The 20,771-nt window shown below is 40.2% G+C and carries 17 protein-coding genes; 11 read left to right on the top strand and 6 right to left on the bottom strand.

The features are described from left to right. Positions 1-7: 7 nt before the first annotated feature. From BM192_RS12655 to BM192_RS12645, 3 genes are read right to left on the bottom strand one after another with little or no spacing between them, the layout of a single operon-like run. The gene (locus tag BM192_RS12655) at positions 8-286 is read right to left on the bottom strand and encodes an acylphosphatase (RefSeq protein WP_037439240.1); all 279 of its coding nucleotides are present in this window, start codon (positions 284-286) and stop codon (positions 8-10) included. Positions 287-316: 30 nt separating this feature from the next. Beyond that, positions 317-1,273, bottom strand: coding sequence for an NAD(P)H-dependent flavin oxidoreductase (locus tag BM192_RS12650; protein WP_037439238.1), 957 nt, complete (start codon positions 1,271-1,273; stop codon positions 317-319). Between the two features lies 1 nt (position 1,274). Further along, positions 1,275-2,444, bottom strand: a complete 1,170-nt coding sequence (locus BM192_RS12645) for an amidohydrolase family protein (RefSeq protein ID WP_037439236.1) — start codon at positions 2,442-2,444, stop codon at positions 1,275-1,277. Positions 2,445-2,638: 194 nt separating this feature from the next. On the opposite strand from BM192_RS12645, the gene rluF reads away from it, so the two are divergent. The 3 genes from rluF (at position 2,639) to BM192_RS12630 (ending at position 5,577) form a co-directional block, all read left to right on the top strand. Continuing rightward, positions 2,639-3,685 carry a 23S rRNA pseudouridine(2604) synthase RluF gene (rluF, locus tag BM192_RS12640; RefSeq protein WP_037439229.1) on the top strand — a complete coding sequence of 349 codons (1,047 nt, stop codon included), beginning with the start codon at positions 2,639-2,641 and terminating at the stop codon, positions 3,683-3,685. 101 nt (positions 3,686-3,786) lie between these two features. Continuing rightward, positions 3,787-4,839: a dual-specificity RNA methyltransferase RlmN gene (gene rlmN / locus BM192_RS12635; RefSeq protein ID WP_037439227.1), complete on the top strand. Its 1,053-nt coding sequence runs from the start codon at positions 3,787-3,789 to the stop codon at positions 4,837-4,839. A gap of 231 nt (positions 4,840-5,070) precedes the next feature. Next, positions 5,071-5,577 (top strand): ComF family protein, encoded by a 507-nt coding sequence (locus BM192_RS12630; protein ID WP_083401134.1) that lies wholly within the window; start codon positions 5,071-5,073, stop codon positions 5,575-5,577. A gap of 161 nt (positions 5,578-5,738) precedes the next feature. Here the strand turns inward: BM192_RS12630 and BM192_RS12625 are convergent, their stop codons facing one another. Then, positions 5,739-8,525 carry a PAS domain S-box protein gene (locus tag BM192_RS12625; protein WP_051759720.1) on the bottom strand — a complete coding sequence of 929 codons (2,787 nt, stop codon included), beginning with the start codon at positions 8,523-8,525 and terminating at the stop codon, positions 5,739-5,741. Positions 8,526-8,545: 20 nt separating this feature from the next. Then, positions 8,546-9,817 carry a serine hydroxymethyltransferase gene (gene glyA, locus BM192_RS12620; protein WP_037439223.1) on the bottom strand — a complete coding sequence of 424 codons (1,272 nt, stop codon included), beginning with the start codon at positions 9,815-9,817 and terminating at the stop codon, positions 8,546-8,548. 167 nt (positions 9,818-9,984) lie between these two features. Between glyA and dxs the strand changes: the two genes are divergently transcribed. After that, on the top strand, positions 9,985-11,913 hold the full coding sequence (gene dxs / locus BM192_RS12615) for a 1-deoxy-D-xylulose-5-phosphate synthase (protein ID WP_037439222.1): 1,929 nt from the start codon (positions 9,985-9,987) through the stop codon (positions 11,911-11,913). A gap of 384 nt (positions 11,914-12,297) precedes the next feature. Here the strand turns inward: dxs and glmS are convergent, their stop codons facing one another. After that, positions 12,298-14,139 carry a glutamine--fructose-6-phosphate transaminase (isomerizing) gene (gene glmS, locus BM192_RS12610; RefSeq protein ID WP_037439221.1) on the bottom strand — a complete coding sequence of 614 codons (1,842 nt, stop codon included), beginning with the start codon at positions 14,137-14,139 and terminating at the stop codon, positions 12,298-12,300. Positions 14,140-14,484: 345 nt separating this feature from the next. Between glmS and BM192_RS12605 the strand changes: the two genes are divergently transcribed. From BM192_RS12605 to BM192_RS12575, 7 genes are all read left to right on the top strand, one after another. Further along, positions 14,485-14,796: a hypothetical protein gene (locus BM192_RS12605; protein WP_037439219.1), complete on the top strand. Its 312-nt coding sequence runs from the start codon at positions 14,485-14,487 to the stop codon at positions 14,794-14,796. Positions 14,797-15,072: 276 nt separating this feature from the next. Then, a complete protein-coding gene (gene katE, locus BM192_RS12600; RefSeq protein ID WP_037439217.1) occupies positions 15,073-17,211 on the top strand; it encodes a catalase HPII in 2,139 nt (712 codons plus the stop codon). A 13-nt stretch (positions 17,212-17,224) separates the two neighbouring features. Continuing rightward, positions 17,225-17,713, top strand: a complete 489-nt coding sequence (locus tag BM192_RS12595; RefSeq protein ID WP_037439215.1) for an ankyrin repeat domain-containing protein — start codon at positions 17,225-17,227, stop codon at positions 17,711-17,713. A gap of 150 nt (positions 17,714-17,863) precedes the next feature. Next, complete coding sequence (locus BM192_RS12590) at positions 17,864-18,490, top strand: hypothetical protein (RefSeq protein WP_037439213.1); 627 nt, start codon at positions 17,864-17,866, stop codon at positions 18,488-18,490. A 58-nt stretch (positions 18,491-18,548) separates the two neighbouring features. Continuing rightward, positions 18,549-19,349, top strand: a complete 801-nt coding sequence (locus tag BM192_RS12585; RefSeq protein WP_051759719.1) for a sensor histidine kinase — start codon at positions 18,549-18,551, stop codon at positions 19,347-19,349. A gap of 73 nt (positions 19,350-19,422) precedes the next feature. Next, positions 19,423-19,959 (top strand): hypothetical protein, encoded by a 537-nt coding sequence (locus BM192_RS12580; RefSeq protein WP_037439210.1) that lies wholly within the window; start codon positions 19,423-19,425, stop codon positions 19,957-19,959. A gap of 5 nt (positions 19,960-19,964) precedes the next feature. Further along, a complete protein-coding gene (locus BM192_RS12575) occupies positions 19,965-20,771 on the top strand; it encodes a fimbrial biogenesis chaperone (RefSeq protein ID WP_051759717.1) in 807 nt (268 codons plus the stop codon).

Here is a 20,771-nt window from a genome sequence, read left to right as displayed (position 1 = left end):
TAGATGTTTAGCGTTGTTTTTTAATAACCTCAAAATTACGATAGTTTTTGAGTTCAGCGGGTTCAGTTTCAACCTTTTCGATTATTGAACGGTCCGGACCTTCATTGCACCACTCCAAAAACACTTCCAGTAACGTATCGTCTCCTTCAGCCTCAATGTAAACGCTTCCGTCTTTCTCATTCTTAATAATTCCGCGAATCCCCATCTGATCGGCCACAACCTTAGTTGTATAACGAAATGATACACCCTGCACCCGGCCGGTAATTTTTATTCTTAAATGTTTCATTATTTTTAATTTCTAATCTATATGATGTTACTAGAGCTGGTTAAAATCCTGATTGCAAATCCTTTTTCTTGCCTCAAGGAATCCGCTCCAGATATCATTTAATATATCTGCGGCCGGTCTGATCTCACCTAGCATTGCTGATACCTGTCCGATCTCCAACTCTCCTTCTTTAAGGTCGCCTTCAAACATTCCCTTTTTAGCACGGGAACGACCAAGCAGGATGGCAAGTTCATCTGCATCTGCCCCGGCAGCTTCTGCCTGAGCAACCAGAACTGCAAATTCGTTCTTCAATAATCTTACAGGCACCAGCTTTTTTAACTGCAACCGGGTATCGCCTTCTGCTGAAGCGATTATACGTGCTTTAAATGCCTCATGTGCAGATGATTCTGCCGCCACAGCAAAAGCAGAACCTACCTGTACCCCGGAAGCACCTAATGCGAACGCCGCAAGCATACTTTTACCACAACCGATCCCTCCTGCAGCTATTACCGGAATCTTAAGCTTTGCGCATACCATCGGAATTAAACACAGAGTTGTTGTTTCTTCACGACCATTATGGCCACCTGCTTCAAATCCTTCCGCAATCACTGCATCTACACCACAAGATTCGGCCTTCAAAGCAAACTTCGTATTTGACACCACATGTACAACAGTCATCCCTTCTGCTTTTAACCGGGAGGTCCAGGTTGCAGGATTTCCAGCAGACGTAATTACAATTTTAATCCCTTCGTCAATCAATACTTGTATGAGAAGATCTATATCCGGATATAATAACGGCACATTTACACCAAATGGTTTGTCCGTCGCTAAAAAAGCTTTACGGATATGTGTCCGCAGTACTTCGGGATACATAGATCCTGCGCCAATAACACCCAGCCCACCAGAATTTGATACCGCCGCAGCTAATCTCCATCCACTGCACCAGACCATACCCGCCTGAATTACCGGATAACGGATTTGAAATAATTCGGTGACTTGTTTTATCATTTTATAAAATACGTTGAATCGCAGTCTCAGGCTGTAAAGTTCCTTCTTTCATATCGGTAATCAAATTAATTCCAGGCTTCTTTCCTATTTCAAAACTTCCCAACTGCTGATCAAATCCCAAAAACTTCGCACCATTCAGCGTCGCCCAACGAAGCAATTCATCAAAAGGTATAGCAGCCTGAAAATGTAAAGTCTTCATTTCTTCCAAAATACTTAACTGATGATTACTGCTTAGGCTATCTGTTCCCAAAGTTACCTTCAACCCTTCCTGTCTGAACAGCTTCAGATTGGGTAAACGTTTCTCTATATATAAATTAGCATTTGGACATAGGCACCAATAAATATCCTTTCCACTTTCTACAGCGAATTTTATATCCTGAGCACTGGTAAATGTATTATGCACTAATAATATCCGGACGTCGTCGGGCATTAAAGGCAAAAAATATTGAAGGGATGTGAGTTGCTGAGCTTGAAAAAAAGAAATGTCCAAACCCAAAAACTTGTAAAGGTCTAGGAAATGACCCTCTTTCCTTTGGAAGAACTGATTTTCTTCAGCTGTTTCCTGATTATGAATAGTGATGCATGTTGTATTACCTTCAGCACGGATAAGATCAAAAAGTGGTCTGGACACAGAATAAGGCGCATGTGGAGCAATAGCAGCTGTCAATGGCAGAAAATCTTGCTTAAGCTTCCTTACACGTGCAATAATTTCATCTGCCATAGCCGGGTTAAACCCCATGGTTTCTACAAAGGTCTGATAGTAAATAGCACTATCCATTTTTACTGACCTCGAAATCAACTGATTTGATATATCTCCCGCAGCGACAATACCATTTCTATACTGTTCTGCATCAGCCAGTTTCATAGCTTCTGATATTTCATTGTCATCGGCAGCTCTCTGCTCTATGATCTGCCGGACAAATCCGGGCAAACCTGTCCCTTCTTCAACCTTGCCCTTAAGATGCGAAAGCTCAAGGTGAACATGGGTATTCACCAGTCCGGGAACTAGCACTCCGTCCAGAAACCGGACATCTTCCAAATTCCTTTCCTTTGCCATACAGGCAGGAATAAGTTCAAGAATCCTGCCGTCATCATCTACCGAAATCACGCCATTCTCCAGTGGAGGGCTGCTAACAGGGCAGACTAAAGATGCCGATAAATAAATACTCATGCTGCAAATAACGGTTATTCTGCTGAAAGCTTAAAGAATGCACAATAAATATACTTCTTTATCAGATTCGTTTAATTAGCATAAAAAAGGTAAAAAATAGCATGTAAACACACTTATTCGTTAAACAACAGCTCATATACAGTAAATGCTGTATAAATTGATTATTTTTGCGAAATATTATTTTAAATAAAATTATGTCCGATCCTACAACCCGATTAAATAAATACATCAGCGAAAGCGGCCTGTGCTCTAGGAGAGCAGCAGACAGATACATTGAACAGGGAAATGTATTTATTAATGGAAGAAAAGCCAAGGTTGGAGACCAGGTCTTTTTTGGAGATGTAGTTTCTGTAAACGGACAAACTATTGAACCTAAAGAAGCAGAGAATTCAGTTCTGCTCGCTTTCAATAAACCGGTAGGGATAACCAGTACGACAGAAGCAGACGTAAAAAGTAATATAGTAGATTACGTTAATTATAGTGAACGCGTTTTTCCAATCGGAAGACTTGATAAGGATTCTCAAGGCCTTATATTCATGACTAACAACGGAGATTTGGTTAACAAAATCCTTCGTGCTGGAAATAGTCATGAAAAAGAATATGTCGTAACGGTCAATAAAACTATTACAGAACAGTTCCTTACAAATATGGCTAAAGGTGTTCCCGTATTAGGCGTGATGACTAAAAAATGTAAGGTTGTTAAAGAAAGTCCTTTCATTTTCAGAATCACATTGGTTCAGGGTCTCAACAGACAGATCAGAAGAATGTGCGAGCATTTCGGATTTGAAGTGACCAAACTGGAAAGAGTGAGAATTATGAACATCAGTCTGAAAGGTTTACCTGTCGGAGAATGGCGTGAGCTCACATCGGAGGAACAGGCCGAAATTAACCAGATGATCGCCAAATCAAGTGGAAGTGCAGCGCCAAAAAGAGTTGTAAAAAAATCAAAAGAAAAAGCAGTAGAGGAAGATTTGGTAAACGTTACGCCAAAATCCGGAAGAAAGCGCCCGTCAGCACCAGGAAAAGGTAAATCTATACCTGCCGGACGTACCGCAAGAGGTGGCAAAGGACCTTCTTCTCCTCGTTCAGGCAAACCAGCATCGGGTGGTTCTTCATTTCAAGCACCGGCAGCCGCAGCTACAGACTGGAATAAAAGCAACGGACCAAGCCGCAGGCCTGTAAAACCCGGTAAGGGCAGACAAGGCGCACCTGGTGCAAAAGTCAAAAGTCCAAAGCGCTAAGCTAAAAAACTGACATCCGGATTATTTATCAGCCCACTAAACTGGCTGATTACCTGCGTGTTTACTATTTTTATAATTATTTTTAAGTATTTTTGCATCAAATGGTTGCAACTACAAAAATCGATATTCGTTCTCTGGACCTTCCCGAATTACAACAGCATTTCGCGGAAATGAAAGAACCGGCCTACCGCGCTAAACAGGTTTACCAATGGTTATGGGAAAAATCTGCGCGTTCATTTGAAGAAATGAGCAACCTCTCTAAAGATCTTCGCAAGAAACTTGATGAAAATTATGCTATCAATGTCGTGTCGGTGCATCAGTCGCAATTCAGCAATGACCACACCATTAAAAATGCATTCCGTTTATACGATGGAAACATTGTAGAAGGTGTGCTAATTCCGATGGAAGAGAGAATGACTGCCTGTGTAAGTTCACAGGTTGGCTGCAGTCTTACCTGCAAATTTTGTGCAACTGGCTACATGGACAGAAAACGGAATCTCAATGCAGATGAGATCTATGATCAGGTCGTCCTTATTGACCAGCAGGCTAAACTCAATTACAAACTCCCGCTTACAAACATTGTATACATGGGTATGGGCGAACCGCTCCTGAACTATGCTAATATGATGAAATCCATTGAGCGCATTACCGCTCCGGATGGCCTGAATATGTCTTATAAAAGAATCACTGTATCTACTGCAGGTATCGCTAAGATGATCCGTAAACTTGGGGACGACGGTGCAAAGTTTAACCTTGCCTTGTCTTTACATGCTGCAGACGATGTAAAACGAAATGAAATTATGCCAATATCAGAACATAATTCATTGAAGGCACTGGCTGATGCTTTAAAATATTATTTCGCAAAAACTAAGAATCCTGTTACTTATGAATATATAGTATTCAATAATTTCAATGACGAAATTCAGGATGCAATGGATTTAGCCAGGTTCTGTAAACATGTTCCCTGCAAGGTAAACCTGATTGAATATAACCCTATTCAATTTGCGGATTTCATCAACGCAGAAGGAGATAAAATAGATGCCTTTGCAAAATATCTTAAAAGCCAGGGTGTAAATACAAATATCAGAAGAAGCCGCGGTAAAGATATTGACGCTGCCTGCGGACAACTGGCTGTAAAAGAAGAACAAAACTAAATGAGGTTAACATTATAATAAAAAGGGGCACTACATTCGTAGATGCCCCTTTTTACTTCTATATATTCTGACTTACTGGAACTCCTCTTGCCAAGATATTGCAGCGCATGTTCCATAGTATTGCAGACATCAGAAAGGCATATCTGCCTATACTGCTTGTACGACCTGCCCCTTACACGGTTTGAATTTTATAAAAACAACCCACTCTACAGATTATTCTGGGGTAGGGTTATGCTGCAGCAAGCCACTGCTTTACTATATTTTAAGCGATGCGGAAAAGCAAGAAAAATAATTCATCAATTAAAATATAAAGGTCAGTCGGACCTTGCTTATCAAATGGGTTTCATGCTCGGATTAACGATAAAACAATCCCATATATTCGAAGTCCCTGATTTTATCGTACCAGTGCCAGGCAGTGCCTCAAAAATACGAAGCCGCGGCTATAATCAATGTACATATATCGCTAATGGTGTGGCAGACGCCGCAAACAGTCATGTACGTGAAGATCTGCTTAAAACGGGAAAAAGTAAAAGCACACAAACCAGAAAAGGCCGGTACGCACGATACTTAAATGTAAAGGATGGTTTTATATCAAAAGCTGAGGAAAATCAGGAATTCTCCATCTTAATTGTAGATGACGTAGTTACCACTGGCGCAACACTGGAATCCTGTGCAAGAACTTTACAGGAAAGAGGCTTCAGTCGAATCAGTATTGCTGCCCTCGCCTGGACATCCTGATTCTGCATTACTCGCAATTAAAGTGCTACAATAAATAAAAAACCGGTTAACAGAATAAATCGTAATAAGTGCCGTTTATATATATGAGAGCGTTAATTTAGATGGTAAGGGTCGATATTTCTAATGGGAATATCGGCCCTTTATCCTTTTATAGGATAGCCTCAATCTTTCTGATAAAGAGGGTATTGTTCTGAAAAAACATCATACAGCAAATTCTTAATCTCATCAGGATTAAATGGTTTAAGAACATGTCCATTCATTCCGCATTCAATAAATTTAAAGTGATCATTTTTCAAAGTGGAAGCGGTAAGTGCTATAATCGGTAAAGATTTGTAATAATCTCCACGAATATCTCGTATTATACTCGTCGTTTCAAAACCGTCAATTCCCGGCATTTTTATATCCATAAATATCAGGTCAAAGTTTTCTTTCATGATCTTTTCAATGGCTTCGTAACCATTGATTGCAGATTCTACTTCTAGCCCCCATTTACTAAGAATTCTTTTCGCAATTAAAATATTGATGTCATTGTCGTCGACAACAAGAATCCGTCTGCCTATAAATATAGATATTCCGTTGTCCAAACCAGGTTGATCGGACTGTTCTGCAGCTTTATTAAAAGTAATTTCAAAGCTGAAGGTCGTACCCTGGCCTTCCTCACTTTCAACAGTTATTTCTGAATTAAAAAGCTTCAACAGTTTTTTGGTAATTGCGAGCCCTAATCCTGTTCCACCATACTTGCGGGATATATCCGTTTTAGCCTGCGTAAAAACCTCAAATATATAATGCTGTTTATCCTTAGGAATTCCAATCCCATTATCTTCTATTTCAAAACGCACTTTGACCTTTCGCTCATGATTTTCGAGCAGCATCATTCTCAACTGAACCACACCGTGATCTGTAAATTTAATAGCATTACCCAGAAAATTCATCAAAATCTGGTATAAACGGCTTTTGTCGCCGGTTAGCATATCAGGAATAGCAGGATCATATTTAAGCACCAACTCGTTTCCCCTCTTCCTGACGTTTACCTGTAAACTATTGATAATATCATTAGCTAGTGTTTTCAGGTTGAAAGGAAAGACTTCGAGTTCCATTTTACCTGTTTCCATCTTAGTAAAATCAAGAATATCATTTATGATATGCAAAAGGTTCTCCCCGGAGAATTTAAGCAAATTCAAGTCGTCAATCTGAGACGATTTGGGGTCGTTATCTAATAGTAAATGAGTCATTCCTATCACCGCGTTTAATGGCGTGCGAATTTCGTGGCTCATTACTGAAAGGAACATTTCTTTTGCCTGACTCAGCTTCAACGCTTGCTCCTTCGCTTCAATAGTCTCCTTTTCCACTTGTTTACGTTGCGTGATATCAGAAATCAGTTCGATCTGTCTTTCTACAACCCCCTTACTATCGATAATAGGTGTATTCGAGACAGACAGCCAGACAGCAGAACCATCTTTCTTCTCAGCAAGAACTTCGATAGTATAGCTTTGATTATTTTTGCTTTTAGCTCGCGCATCCGCTATCAGTTCCTGATCTTCAAAATGCGAGGAAATTACATCTCCCAGCATCCTTCCACGAAGTTCCTCCAAAGAGTAACCAGTTAGTCTTTCCAGACTCTGATTAACCCAGGTTATATTCCCTTCCTTATCCTGAAGGCTAACTCCTGTATCAGTCTTGCTAGCTACCAGCGAAAGTACCTGAAGCTCTTTTTCAGCTCTCTTTTTCTCTGTAATGTCAATAATAATTTCCACTTCGGTATCGACCTCGCCCTGATCATTCATCACGACTGTATTATATACAGATAACCAGATCTCTTGTTTGTCTTTCCGATAAGCCAACATGTCAATCGTGAAGGACTGCCGCTGCTCGGTCAGTTCTCTCACTCTTTCCAGAAGTGCTAAATCTGTATTGGGACCATTGATCATATCGCCAAGTCTTTTCCCTTTCAAATCTTCAAGAGTAAACCCTGTGATTTTTTCAAAAGCATCATTAACCCAGGTCACCCGGTTATTAGCATCGTTGATAATCACACCATTATTCACCTTACTAGCCACAAAAGATAATTTGGTCAGCTCCGCCTCTACTCTTTTACTTACAGTAATGTCCCGTCCATATATATAAAGGCGGTTACTTTTAGCGACAAGGTTCCAGCTGATCCATTTCACTGTATTCTTTTTAGTCACCAGACGAAAGTCAACTCTGAATTCTCTTTCCCTCCCTTTAAAAACTTTTCGGATGGTCTCAAGCATCAGCGGAATATCGTCTTCATAGCAAATATGAAGCGGATTCAAATTCATGGCCTCCTCAATATCATAACCCAGCAAGCTAGTTACAGCCTCATTGATATATCTGATTTTGCCATTAAAATCCATTACGCAGTGGATCTCAGGTGAAACCTTCGTTATTTCAAGTAATTCCTGAAAACGCCAGGTATTATAATCCAGTAATTGTTGCTTCTTAACCAGTTCAATTGTAACCATGACCTGACTAGCCAGACCCATTAGAATTTCTTTCTGATCTTCATGAAGTTCGCGGGGTTTGATATCAAACAGGCTAAGTGTACCAAAAACTTCGCCTTTGGCATCTGTCAATGGAACTCCTGCGTAATAACGAACAAATGGTTCCTGAGTTACCAGCCGCAGATTAGAGAATCTGTTATCTTCTAATGCATCCGGAACTTCAAAAAGCTCAAGGTTATTGAGTGTATAGCGGCATAGAAAATTTTCGATAGAGATATCCTGCGGGATAACGCAGTTCGAATATTTAACCCATTGCCTGTCTTTATCCAATAAGGTGATACAGACAATGGGTATATTAAAAATTGCAGACGTAAGCTGGGTTAGCCTTTCGAAAGATTTGTCTTCAGCAGCATATCCGGAACCCACTGCATCTGCAGCGTGTAAATTTCTATCGCCACCTGAATATAAACCTGAACTGAGAGACATGCTGGACCTGCAATTAATTATTATTTATAAAGTGGGAAATCGGATACCAGAGCAATAACCTGGCTTTTTACAGCTGCAAGGTGTGCTTCATCTTCAGGATTACTGATTACCTGATCGATAAGGTCTACAATTTTCTCCATATCTGCTTCTTTAAATCCTCTGGAAGTAATCGCAGCAGTTCCTACACGGATACCTGAAGTAACAAAGGGTGATTTGTCATCAAAAGGCACCATGTTCTTATTTACAGTAATATCTGCTTTTTCAAGTGCATTTTCAGCAACCTTACCTGTTATATTTTTATTTCGAAGATCGATAAGCATTAAGTGATTGTCTGTACCTCCTGAAATAATACCATAACCTCTGCTTACAAAAGCTTTAGCCATCGCCTGAGCATTGGACTGCACTTGTTTAATGTAAACCAGATAATCATCTGAAAGTGCCTCACCGAAAGCGATCGCCTTAGCCGCAATAATGTGCTCAAGCGGACCACCTTGTGTACCAGGGAATACAGCCATGTCCAAAACTGAAGACATCATTCTGGTCTCACCTTTAGGCGTTTTCAGTCCGAAAGGATTTTCGAAATCTTTACCCATCATTATCATTCCACCACGAGGGCCACGTAATGTTTTATGGGTAGTTGTAGTCACTATATGGCAGTGTGGTAGTGGGTTCTCTAACAATCCACGTGCAATAAAGCCGGCCGGATGAGAAATATCAGCCAACACCAAAGCACCAATTTTATCAGCTACACTACGGATAAATGCGTAATCCCACTCTCTGGAATAGGCAGATGCTCCACAAATAATTAGTTTCGGACGTTCTGCCAAAGCTACTTCTTCCAATTTTGCATAATCAATTCTACCGGTTTCTTTAACAACCCCGTAGAATAACGGTTGATATAATTTTCCAGAGAAATTAACAGGTGAACCATGTGTAAGGTGTCCCCCATGTGAAAGATCAAAACCCAGGATTTTATCTCCTGCCTGCAATACTGCCAGCATTACTGCGGCATTTGCTTGTGCACCAGAATGTGGCTGAACATTTACCCAAGCTGCATTAAATAACTGTTTAGCACGGTCTATTGCAATTTTCTCAACCTCATCGACAACTTCACAACCGCCATAATAACGTTTGCCCGGAAGACCTTCGGCATATTTATTAGTTAATACTGAGCCCGCAGCTTCCATTACCTGCTTACTCACAAAATTTTCTGAAGCAATCAGTTCAAGGCCATTTTCCTGACGGTCTAATTCCCTGTCAATCAAATCAAAAATTAAAGTATCTCGTTCCATTTATCAAAGTATATTTTCGTAAAATTAATCAATTTTTAGCTTAAAATAACAGTCAAAAAACGCATTTAATCAATTCGAATCAGTTCTGGCAACCTTATTGCCTAATAGTTTGCGGTTTTATTAACAATAATACCGTACTTTGTATATTGTTGTCTACTAAAAATTACATGGAAAACTTCAACTCTCCATTACTACCGAACATAAATTATCCTGCTGATCTTAAGCAGTATAAAGAAGAAGACCTGGAACAGATCAGTCAGGAACTGCGCCAATATATCATAGATGTAGTGAGCACGAATGGCGGTCATTTTGGTGCCAGTTTAGGTGTTGTAGAGCTTACAGTAGCCCTGCATTATGTATTAAACACACCCTATGACAAATTGGTCTGGGACGTTGGCCATCAGGCTTACGGACATAAGATTCTTACCGGCCGTAAGGATTTATTTCATACGAACCGGATCCTCAACGGTATCAGCGGCTTCCCGAAAATCTCAGAAAGCGAATATGATACATTTGGCGTAGGGCATTCTTCAACTTCTATTTCTGCAGCTTTAGGTATGGCTGTCGCATCCCATTACAAAGGAGAAAATGACAGGCAGCATGTAGCTGTTATCGGAGATGGTGCTATGACTGCAGGCCTGGCATTTGAAGGGCTCAACCATGCAGGGATTGAAAACTCTAATCTGCTGGTTATCCTCAATGATAACTGTATGTCCATTGACCCCAATGTTGGTGCATTAAAGGAATATCTAACGACCATTACAACGTCAAAGTCTTACAATCGCTTCAGAGATGATATTTCCAGTGTACTGATTAAATTATCGGAACTCGGACCTAACGCCCATAAATTTGTAAAGAAGATTGAGAAAAGTATTAAGGGTACTCTGCTCAAACAGAGTAATCTCTTTGAAGCGCTTAACTTCCGTTACTTCGGACCGGTAGATGGTCATGACGTTAAAAACCTGGCAGCTATCCTAAAAGATCTGAAAGATATTCCTGGCCCAAAACTACTGCATTGTGTAACTGTAAAAGGCAAAGGATTCGCGCTAGCGGAGAAAGATCAAACCAAATGGCACGCAGTCGGTCTGTTCGATAAAATTACTGGTGAGATTAAAAAATCTCTACCTGACAAACCTCAGCCACCAAAATATCAGGACGTATTCGGCCATACGTTGGTCGAACTCGCAGAACAAAATAAAAAAATAGTAGGTATTACACCAGCCATGCCTTCCGGTTCATCCATGAACATCATGATGAAAGCGATGCCTGAACGTGCTTTTGACGTCGGTATTGCCGAACAGCATGCAGTTACCTTCTCAGCTGGCCTGGCTACTCAGGGACTTGTTCCTTTCTGTAATATTTATTCCAGTTTTATGCAAAGGGCATATGACCAGGTAATTCACGACGTTGCTATACAGAACCTTAATGTTGTCTTCTGCCTTGACCGCGCAGGTCTTGCAGGTGCAGATGGTGCAACACATCATGGTGCTTACGACCTCGCTTACATGCGCTCCATACCAAACATGATTGTTTCTGCGCCTATGAACGAAGAAGAGTTAAGAAACATGATGTTTACAGCTCAACTGGAAGATCAAGGTCCTTTTTCTATTCGTTACCCAAGAGGAAATGGTGTGCTCACAGACTGGAAGCGCCCGTTAAAAGCGATGGAAGTTGGTAAAGGCAGGAAAATATGCGATGGTGAAGATGTCGCGATTCTTACGATAGGACATGTTGGCAATTTCGCTGTACAGGCCTGCAAAGAGCTAAATAGTGAAGGTATACATCCTGCACATTATGACATGCGTTTTGTTAAACCTCTTGACGAAGTTTTATTGCATGATGTATGCAAAAGATACCAGAAAATAATTACCGTTGAAGACGGTTGCCTCCAAGGCGGAATGGGTTCAGCAGTGTTAGAATTTATGGCTGACCATAACTATCATGTTCAGGTTGTACGTCTGGGAATTCCAGATGAATTCATTGAGCATGGAGAGCAGGCAGAGCTATGGAATATATGTGGTTACGATAAACAGGCAATTATGCAGACTATCCGCAAAATGACTGTAAGCAGAACAACCGCAACAATAGCATCCTAACTTATTTATCGGATTAAGACCAAAAAAGGTCGGAAAGAATTCTCTTTCCGACCTTTTTTCGTTCGCTGAAGAAGTATGGACATCTGCATTCACATTCGGATATTGTTAAAGCTTGAGACGGTATTGATAGGGTATTGATACGGTGTTGAGTCGGTGTTGATATACCCAATGACCGACTGAACACCCTATCAATACCGGCTCAATAGCCTTTTAGCGTAAAGCGAGCTAACCGGTATACTTATTTCAGGAATTAACAACATGGTTAAGGTCAGGCAGCTCTTAAATTCAAACATCGCTATGGCCTAAAGCCCTAATTGTGAAAAAAAAAAGAGGTCGATCATTTTATCAATGATGCGACCTCTTTAAAAATTTAGATTAGCTATACTATTCTACGGTAACAGATTTAGCCAGATTTCTCGGCTGATCTACATTACAACCTCTCATCAATGCAATGTGATAAGACAATAACTGCAATGGAATTGTAGCTAGCAGAGGCAAAAATGCTTCACTTGAGTCTGGAATTTCAATACAGTAATCAGCCATTTTACGAACTTCTGTATCGCCTTCGGTAACAATAGCGAGAACGATACCCTTTCTGGCTTTTACTTCTTGAATATTACTAATTACCTTTTCGTAAGAAGAGTTTTTCGTTGCAATAACTACAACTGGCATCTCTTCATCAATCAAAGCAATTGGACCATGTTTCATTTCTGCAGCAGGATAACCTTCAGCATGGATATATGAGATCTCTTTCAGTTTTAATGCACCTTCAAGAGCTACCGGGAAACCACTTCCACGTCCGAGGAAAAGACAATTACGGGAATCTTTGAACTTAGCAGCAATTTCTTCTATAAGCGCGTTTGATTCCAAGGCCTTCGCTACCTTATCAGGAATGCAGTCCAGTTCAGTTAGTAATTCAACTAATTTAGCCTGGGTTAAAGTACCTTTTTGCTGAGCCATATAGAACGCCATCAGCGTCAAGACCGTTACTTGTGCAGTAAATGCTTTTGTAGAAGCAACACCAATTTCTGGTCCGGCGTGGGTATAAACCCCTGCATGAGTCAAACGTGGAATAGACGACCCAACTACATTACAAACACCGAAGATGGTCGCTCCTTTTTCCTTAGCCATCTCTATAGCAGCCATCGTATCTGCAGTCTCACCGGACTGGGAAATTGCAATTACGACATCCTTCTCAGTAATAATTGGATTACGGTAGCGGAATTCAGAAGCATATTCAACTTCCACCGGTATGCGGGCATATTCTTCAATCAGATACTCGCCAACCAGACCGGCATGCCATGAGGTTCCACATGCTACGATAATAATTCTATCAATATTTTTAAGCTTATCAGCATACTCCTTTATACCACCTAGCTGCACCAAACCCTCATTAGGGTAGATACGTCCACGCATACAATCACGGATTGATCTGCTTTGCTCATATATTTCTTTGAGCATGAAATGTTCGTAACCGCCCTTCTCAAGCATGTCAAGTTTCATTTCAAGCTCCTGGATAACGGGTGTCTGAACTACGTTGTCTAATCTTTTCACCAACAGTTCCTCTCTGGTTACCAGAGCGATCTCGTTGTCGTTCATATAGATTACATTTTTAGTGTACTCTATAATAGGAGAAGCATCTGATGCAATGAAATATTCACCTTCGCCTACACCAATTACCATTGGACTTCCTTTACGGGCAGCAATTAACTGATCCGGATTATCCTGATCAACTATTACAATCGCGTAAGCACCAGTCACCTCCTGCAAAGCAAGTCTAACTGCTTCAAGCAAGTCAACATTTTCCAGTTTATAAATTTCTTCTATCAGGTGAATCAATACTTCAGTATCAGTATCGCTTTTAAATTCATGTCCCCTGGTTAACAGCTCTTCTTTAAGAACTGAATAGTTTTCTATAATTCCATTATGGATGATAGATAATCTACCATTATTGGATATATGTGGATGAGAATTCCTATCCGAAGGCTCACCATGGGTAGCCCAACGGGTATGTCCCATTCCAATAGTACCAGATTTATCTTTATCTGTACTGTATTTTTCAAGTTCAACAACTTTACCGGCTTTTTTGTAAATATTTAAGTCTCCGGCTTCGTTAATTAATGCAATACCTGCGCTATCATATCCACGGTATTCTAATCGCTTGAGGCCTTTCAGGACCACTGTCCAAGCCTGTCTATGTCCTATATATCCTACTATTCCACACATACTTTTATAAAAATTTTTGTAAAGCTAAACAATTCTAGAAATTCTGCTACTTCAAATTCAATGTTTTTTTTCAGGTATTTAAACCCTAATTTATCGATGTAACCCTACTGAAACACAGAAAGTTATTTTATTGCTACCTATATGGACAAAGTGTGGAATTTATCTACACCACCTTCCAAAATGGGCAACAATTAAACTACTGAATATCAAGTGTTTACTATAATTCTAGCAACAAGGCATTATTATGAACACTACGCTGGGCATAGCAACAATCATTTTAACCAATTGATGCCCTGTACACAGTAATCATACCAAAAAACAGGAATTCTATAAAAAACTACCATTATGAAAAATTTAATCTTAGGTGCAGCCATTTTAGCGTTTGCAGGAGTTTCTACAGTAAAAGCATCAGAAGTAAGTACACCTGTTGCTATTATTGCGCAGCAGGATAGCAGTACTAAAACTCCCGTTAAAATTGAAGAGCTTCCAGACGCAGTAAAATCAACCTTATCAGGAGACCAGTATAAAGACTGGGCACCCACAGGGGCTTTCAAAATAACGGAAGCAAATAAACCGACTTATTATCAGGTAGATGCAAAAAAAGGAGAAGAAACCGCTTCAATTAAAATTGGGGAAGATGGTGTAGTGATCCAATAATTTAAATCAAAATATACTATATCAGCAATTTAGGGTTTTCCACATTTCCCTGTGGAAAACGTGTTGATATCCACAAAAAGAAGGGCCGGTTGCATACGCAATCCGGCCCTTCACTATTTTTCATCGGTAGACATCACATTAACATAATTACTCTTCTAATGTTTCAATTTTGAAATAAATTTCAAACGTCTGTCCCATTCATATTATAATATTGAAAGATTTGAAACATTCCTTGTTATGGCTTTGTTAAGCAGCTGAACTCAAATCTCTTCGGTCATGAAAGAAAATGATAAAAAAAACAGTCAAAATGAAAAAGTTGATAAACTGCAACCCTTCTCGGAAAACGGTGATCAAGAGCACCTAAGTACGAACCAGGGCTTAAAGATTAATGACAATCAGAATTCTTTGAAAGCCGGCGAAAGAGGCCCGACTTTACTGGAAGACTTTATCATGCGTGAGAAAATTACGCATTTCGATCATGAAAGGATCCCGGAGCGGATTGTCCATGCAAGAGGATCAGGTGCACATGGAATTTTTGAGCTCTATGAATCACAACAAAACTATACAAAAGCCGGATTTCTAACAGATACCTCTCGTAAGACACCGGTATTTGTCAGGTTTTCTACTGTCGCAGGCTCCAGAGGTTCGACAGATCTGGCCAGAGATGTCCGTGGGTTTTCCGTTAAATTTTATACAGAAGAAGGAATTTATGATTTTGTAGGAAATAATATGCCTGTATTCTTCATACAGGATGCAATCAAATTTCCCGACCTGATCCATGCTGTTAAACCAGAACCACACAATGAGATACCTCAAGCAGCATCTGCTCATGATACTTTCTGGGACTTTATTTCCTTAATGCCCGAATCCACACATATGGTAATGTGGTTAATGTCGGACCGTGCTATACCAAGAAGTCTTAGAATGATGGAAGGATTCGGCGTCCATACCTTCAGACTAATTAACGAAGCCGGTGCATCTTCATTCGTTAAATTCCACTGGAAACCTTTATTAGGTGTACATTCTGTGGTTTGGGACGAAGCGAAAAAGATTTCAGGCAATGATCCAGACTTTCACCGCCGAGATCTGTGGGACGCGATAGAAAGTGGGACTTTTCCAGAGTGGGAACTAGGCTTACAGATTATATCTGAAGAGGATGAACATAAATTTGATTTTGACATACTGGACCCGACAAAATTAATTCCTGAAGAACTCGTTCCTGTAATTCCAGTCGGAAAGATGACTTTAAATAGAAATCCGGATAATTTCTTTGCGGAGACCGAACAGGTTGCTTTTCACCCGGGACATATTGTACCAGGCATTGATTTCACCAACGACCCACTCTTACAAGGTCGTTTATTTTCCTACACCGACACACAACTTTCACGTTTAGGCAGCCCAAATTTCCATGAAATCCCAATAAACAGGCCTATAAACGGTGTTCATAATAATCAGCGGGATGGCCATATGCGCCAAACCATTAATACCAGTAAAACCAGCTATGAACCTAATAGTATATCGGAAAACTATCCGGCGCAGGCTAAAGTTGCAGATGGTGGTTTCAGTTCGTATGAAGAACGAATAGATGCCCGCAAAATAAGAGCGCGAAGTGAAAGTTTCCGAGATCATTTCAGTCAGGCTAAGTTATTTTACAACAGCCAGTCTGAAGCTGAAAAAAATCATTTGACTGATGCCCTTCGTTTCGAACTTGGTAAAGTGGAAAGAGAGGAAATACGGAAAAGAATGGTGGGAATCCTTACACAAGTAGATTTAGAACTGGCTTCAAAAGTAGCTGAAGCACTCGGTCTGGAAGTGCCTTCAGGCCCAGAAAAACCTATTAATCATAGTGTACCTGCAGATGCATCACAAGAAGACTATGAAAGCAAAACGGGATCGAGTAAGATTAAAGTATCTGCTGCCCTAAGTATGGAAAACACAATAAAAGACACCATAAAAAGCAGACAAATTGCAGTTTTGGCTACTGATGGTGTAAATAGTGAGCAATTACAAGAGCTGATTAAAGCTGCTCAGGCGGGTTCCGCTCAGGCTAAGATAGTTGCTACTCACAACGGTCATATTAAAGATGACAAGGGCGTAATTCATAAGGTAGATTTTACATTTCTAACTACTGCATCGGTATTATTTGACGCAGTATACGTACCAGGTGGAAAATTAAGCGTAAATGCTATCAAGGCGGAAGCAGATGCACAGCATTTTGTAGTGGAAGCATTCAAGCACTGTAAAGCTATCGGATCGCAGGCCGAAGGGACTGAATGGATTAGCCAATTACTGCCAGATGGAAGTAATGGTAAGCCTGCCGGTGTTATCACAAATCAACCTGTACAGAAATTTCTTAATGCAGTGTCCCAGCACAGGTTCTGGGAAAGGGAGAAAAAACCAGATGTTCCAGCCTAATTAAATCTTTATCATGGGAAATTTAACAGATAATTTACTTCAGGCAGCAAGGATTGGTGACACACATTTTCTGCAGGCCATGATCACAAATGGGAATACAATAAATGTACATGACGCTAAAGGTTATACCCCTTTAATTATAGCCTGCTATAATAATCAGGCGGAAGCCGCCGCTTTACTTTTACAGTCGGGTGCCGATGTCAATTCAGTTGATGCCGGTGGCAATACTGCATTAATGGGCGTGAGTTTTAAAGGTTATGCAGAAATCGCAGAAATGCTCATTATGCATGGAGCAGATCTGAATATGCAACATGGTAATGGAGGTACAGCATTGATGTTTGCAGCCATGTTCGGAAGAAATGATATAATGGAAATCCTGCTAAGAAATGGTGCAAACCCAAATATTGTAGAATTCCGCGGTTTAACTGCACTGGACTTGGCAATCCAGCAAGGCAACCACGCGGGAGCGGAGATCCTTAGTCATACCGAAATCTATCATTAAATCAATTCATCCTTTAAAAATAAATAACATGACCAGATTAGAAATCCAACCGAAAAAATACAGAGGATACTTTTACTGGCTGATGGCCATAATTTTTATCGGTTTATTCGTCTTTTACTTTTACAGCAGAAATTTTTAACACCAGAAACTATGGAACAGGGTCAGCATCCGGAACTGGTTCAATTACTCGAAATCAGTAAAAGTGAATACGAAATTCGTGATGGACAACCAGATATTATCGGTTGGAAAGCTTTCAGCCCCGACGAATCTTTCGTCGGGGTTGTTACCGAATTACTAATTAGTACGACAGAGTCGATAGTCCGGTATTTGGTCCTTGATCTCAGTGACAACGAATGGGCTGCAGTTTCAAGATCAATTTGTTATCCTGTAGATTCGATTTTATTAGACGAACAAACTAGCAGGGTAATACTAGAATCGGTATCTGCCGTTTATCTTGATGAATTACCAGGATATGAACCTGGAAAACCGGTTCGTATACCCTTATCTTCTGAAAACACACCTTATCAATTAATTACCAGAACATATAATGAAGAGGCAACTGCAGAAGCGGCTGTTAAGTTTCTACTGGAGAAAAACGTATCACCATCTTCGATCCGGGTGACACCTTTCAATCCATTAAACAGCGTCACTGATTTGATGGGTAATACCAATACGGAATTTCTGGGAGATGGTTCAAGAGATGAGTATATACTAAGTGTAGCGGCAAGAAATGAAGCGGAAGCTGGTCAGTTAAATGAATGGTTAGATCGCTGCTAAAAGAATTTATCTTGAGATTGGGGCTCTCAGGTGGCAAGATGTTTGCCTCAATAAAGGTATGAATAACCCTAATATCAACCACACCGATCTCTCCCTGCTGGCTGTAAACTTCAGGGAATTTAAATCCAGAGCAAATCAAGACAGTGTAAAAGACCAGCTTATTCGGGAGCTAACCACCAGGAATCAATACCTGAACCAATTTGTTTACATCACTTCCCATAACCTCAGGGTACCATTAAAGAACCTTCGGGGGCTTCTTGACTTGCTTAATTTTGATTTATTAGACGAATATAACAGGGCTATTATTCAACTTTTCGGCGATTCCACTCAACATCTGGATGAAACAATCGAAGATCTGGTACACATGCTCAGTGCGCAAAACACCCCTATTCAACAAGCCGAGTTAGTTAGTATATCAGATTCTTTCGGAAAAGTATGTCTTGATTTCACCAAACAAATCCACACATTGGGAATTATTATACACACTGACTTTCAATGTGATACAATACATTTTACCAAAAGTTATATGGAAAGTGTATTAAATAATCTGATATCGAATTCGATTAAATATGCCCATCCTGAAAGGTTACTTGAAGTATCAATAACATCTATCTGCGGCCCAGGTAAAGAAGTTATTATAACTTTTTCAGACAATGGAGTTGGAATTGATATGGAAAAACATAAGGATAATATATTCGGGCTTAATCAACGTTTTCATACACACGTCGAAGGAAAAGGAATAGGCCTTTATATTACTAAAACTCAAATTGAGTCCTTAAAAGGCACAATTGAAGTAGAAAGCTGTGTAAATCAAGGAACTACTTTCAAAATTACGCTTCCTTCCTTATTCGATATGTAACATCAAAATGTGTCTTTAACGCCCAACTGAGAATATTGCAATTGATTAAATTTGTAGGTAAATAATATTTCCTATGAAAAAAATGTACTTATCATCCTTTGTCATTGCGATAGCTTTTACACTGTGCAGCATCAACTCCAAAGCGCAACAAACTGCGACCTCTGGACCAGTAGCGCTTACAATTTCAATTGAGGACGCAATCTCTATCACATTAGGCGGAACCCCGGCCGTATTGTTTGAATACAATTCTGCTGCGAGTTTCAATTCAAGCCCGAATGTTCCTAAAGTAAATCATTTCACGGTAGTTAGTAACAGAGCTTATACATTAGGGGTAAATGCAGACGCTCCTTTTACTCCGGCGACAGGTACTTCAGTTGTACCATTAAGTACCGTCCAAATATCTGTAACAGCAGCCAGACCTGCAGTTACAGGAACAACTACTGTGGCATTAGACCAAACTCTGGCTCAACTGGTTGCTACTGCACCGGCATCTACAGGAACAGAATTTGATATTAATTATAACATTCCAACATCTGCTTCTCAGGCTTTAATTACCGCAGCCGCTACAGATTATACTACCAACGTACTTTATACGGTAACGCAGTTATAGTTTCAATGAAATTATTCAAACTGCTTTCAAGTATTGGCCTTGTGCTTGCGTCCGCTTTGGATAGCAGTGCACAGGGCTTTTCAATTTCCCCGGCCCGTATATTTTTAACAGGTAATCCGGGAGAAACACTTAGTACTACCATTAATATCAGTAACTCTTCCGATCAGCAACTGTCCTTTAACACCAGGTTACAAGATTGGGATCGGGACAGTACGGGAACTAAAATTTACTACGCATCCGGAACAAAACCAAACTCCAATTCAAACTGGGTTTCACTAACTACAAACACAGTGACAATTGGCCCTGGAGAAACTATACAGGCTGCACTTACTATGCATGTTCCCAATGACGCCAGGGCGACGACTAACAGTATGCTGTTCTTTACGCAGATTGCACCCCAGGAGAAAAACAATGACCCTAATAAAAAAATTGGTATAAACGTATTAATGGAAGTAGGAGTTCAGCTCTATTACATACCGCCTGCATTAAATCATGGCGATCTGGAGTTTATTGATTTTCAAGATTTCGGTTTGAAGTCCGACTCTAAAGTCAGAAAAGTTGCTTTAAAAATTCATAATACCGGAGCAATTAATAAAGATGCTTTCGTGCGAATGGAATTGACGAATAAGGAGACAGGAGAAGAAATCAAGATAGCTGCTGTCCCATTGGCGATGTTACCTGAGGCAACGCAATGGGTATATATAGAATTACCTACAAACCTAAAAGGAAACTACTTGGCCGTAGCCTTACTAGATGCCGGAAAATCTTATGATCTTAAAGTTGCTGAAAAAGAAATTATATACACTCCTTAG

It is taken from the genome of Pedobacter antarcticus (assembly GCF_900112985.1).
GTDB lineage: Bacteria > Bacteroidota > Bacteroidia > Sphingobacteriales > Sphingobacteriaceae > Pedobacter > Pedobacter antarcticus.
The sequence above is the reverse complement of the archived record's forward strand: the minus strand, read 5'-3'. Positions and strand labels throughout refer to the sequence as shown.